The 3,132-nt window shown below is 31.4% G+C and carries 1 protein-coding gene; it reads left to right on the top strand.

All coding sequences use genetic code 11. The features are described from left to right. Positions 1-87 precede the first annotated feature (87 nt). Complete coding sequence (uvrA, locus tag M3Z80_RS09455; protein ID WP_293919368.1) at positions 88-2,910, top strand: excinuclease ABC subunit UvrA; 2,823 nt, start codon at positions 88-90, stop codon at positions 2,908-2,910. Positions 2,911-3,132 lie beyond the last annotated feature (222 nt).

The raw sequence follows: 3,132 nt of genomic DNA, 5'->3' as shown, positions 1-3,132 counted from the left end.
GATTTAAATAAAAAGAGTCATTTTTTCATATCTTTGCCCACTACTTTAGTTTAAGTCAATAAATTAATTAGGTTGATATAACTTATAATGAATCAGGATTATATTAAAATTTATGGAGCAAGAGAACACAACCTTAAGGATGTGTCACTTAAAATTCCCAGAAATAAGTTGGTAGTTATCACCGGTTTAAGTGGTAGCGGTAAATCTTCCTTAGCATTTGATACTATCTATGCTGAAGGCCAACGGCGTTATATTGAAACTTTTTCAGCCTATGCGCGACAATTTTTGGGAACATTAGATAGACCAGATGTAGATAAGATAGACGGTTTATCCCCGGTTATTGCTATTGAGCAAAAGACCACTTCTAAAAATCCTCGTTCCACGGTAGGTACCGTAACTGAACTTTATGACTTTTGTCGATTGTTGTATGCTCGCGCTTCAGATGCGTATTCATATAATACAGGAGATAAAATGGTTAAATATTCTGAAAATCAAATTATAGATTTAATCTATAAAGATTTTCCAGAAGAAAAGGTTTTACTATTGGCTCCCCTAATTCGATCACGTAAAGGACATTACAGGGAATTATTCGCCAGTTTGGCTAAAAAAGGTTTCTTACAGGTAAGAGTAGATGGTCAGCTGTTAGATATAGTGCAGGATATGAAGCTGGATCGATATAAAATTCATGATATTGAAGTTGTAATAGATAAATTAATAATAGATAGTAAGGAAAATACGCAACGTATATTACAGTCTATCCGATTAGCTATGCAATATGGGGAAGGAACTATTATGCTTTTAAAGCAAGGGGAGGAGCAAGGCAAATATTTCAGTCGTAATCTCATGTGTCCAAGTACAGGTATCTCTTATCAGATGCCGGAACCCAATAGTTTTTCATTTAATTCACCTAAAGGAGCTTGTGAGCATTGCAATGGCTTAGGTAAGGTAAAAGAAATCAATTTAAATAAACTTATACCTAATCCTAATCTTTCGTTTGATAAAAACGTATTTCCCATTTTTGAAGAACTAAGTCATACAGGATGGCTTTTGTCTCAAATAGAAATTATCATAAAAAAGAATGGATTTAAAATGTCTACACCATGGAAAAAGCTTTCAGAACAAACCAAAGATGAAATCTTACATGGAGTAAATGATAAGATAACATTGGATTTAGATTATGCGCAGATAAAAAAAACGTATAAAGTCAATTTCGAGGGTATTGTAGAGTATATTACTCGACTATCGGAAGGTAAAGATGAAGAAGAAAATCAAAAATTTAAAACACAAGTTTTTGAAGAAGGGGTATGTCCAGTATGCGAAGGAGCTCGTTTAAGAAAAGAAAGTTTGTTTTTTAAAATAGATAATAAAAATATATCTGAGGTATCTCATTTCTCTTTAAAAAAATTGAGTGAATGGGTGGACAACTTACCTACAAAATTATCTCCGAATAATAAAATTATAGCAAAAGAATTACTTCAAGAAATTTCAAAAAGATTAGGTTTTTTACTTGATGTAGGTTTGGATTATCTTAGTTTAGATCGTCCTTCTCAAACCTTATCTGGAGGAGAGTCTCAACGAATACGTTTAGCAACTCAAATTGGTTCTCAATTAGTAAATGTCTTATATATTTTAGATGAGCCCAGTATCGGATTACACCAACGAGATAATATAAAATTAATTGATTCATTAAAGAAACTTCGAGATTTAGGAAATTCGGTTATAGTAGTTGAACATGACAAAGATATGATTTTGAATGCGGATTATGTGATAGATATGGGACCATTGGCAGGAAAAGAAGGAGGAGAAGTGGTTTGGGAAGGAAATCCGGAAAATATTTCTTCGGCTCATACTTTAACTGCTAAATATATAAACGGAACGTTGAAAATCCCAATTCCCAAAGAAAGAAGAAAAGGAAATGGCAATCACTTAAAATTAATAGGTTGCACAGGAAATAACTTAAAAAACGTAACTCTTGATATACCATTAGGCTCTTTAGTATGTATAACCGGTGTATCGGGAAGCGGGAAATCTTCCTTGATTACCAATACCTTATATCCAATATTAAATAAACACTTTTACCGTGCTGAGAAGGAGCCACTTCCTTATAAAAGAATTGAAGGAATTGAATATTTAGATAAAATCGTTGATGTAGATCAATCTCCAATAGGACGCACTCCTCGCTCCAATCCGGCAACATATACTGGTGTATTTACGGATATAAGGAATTTGTTTGCTCAACTTCCTGAATCTAAGATACGTGGATATAAATTAAGAAGATTTTCATTTAATGTAAAAGGTGGAAGATGTGAAGTATGTCAAGGATCTGGGCTAAAACTTATTGAGATGAATTTTTTACCTGACATTTATGTTCATTGCGAAGCCTGTCATGGAAAGCGTTTTAATAGAGAGACTTTAGAGGTAAGATATAAAGGTAAATCAATTTCCGATGTATTAGATATGACCATTGACGAAGCAGTGGATTTCTTTCAACCGATTCCAAAAATACATCATATTATTAAAACTTTGCAGGATGTAGGGTTAGGATATATTACTTTAGGGCAACAATCCACCACTTTATCAGGAGGGGAGGCTCAACGTGTCAAATTAGCTAAAGAATTAAGTAAAAAGCAAACCGGTAAGACTATTTATATTTTGGATGAACCTACTACAGGGTTACATTTTGAAGATATAAGAATTTTAATGGAGGTTATTAATCGTTTGGTAAATCTTGGTAATTCTGTTATTATTATTGAACATAATTTAGATGTTATAAAGGTTGCAGATTATATAATTGATATAGGTTTAGAAGGGGGAGAAAAAGGAGGGAAAATAGTAGTTCAGGGAATACCCGAAGAGGTAATAAAAAATAAAAATAGTTATACAGCTAAATATTTAAAAGATGAACTGTAGTTAATATACTTTAGATTTTTTTAAATTTATCATACTGCAAAAATAATTATTAATACTGCTTTTATAATTTATTTTATAGAATGATAATTATTATGAATTTACATTATTTATTTAAATGATATAAATATTATTATAATAATTTTAAGATTATTTTAAGAGTGTTTTAATACATTCTTTTTCTTAGTCACATCTGCATATTTACATTGATAATTACTTTATATG

The organism is Apibacter sp. (assembly GCF_025291155.1).
Lineage (GTDB): Bacteria > Bacteroidota > Bacteroidia > Flavobacteriales > Weeksellaceae > Apibacter.
This window is presented reverse-complemented; position numbering and strand designations above follow the sequence as displayed.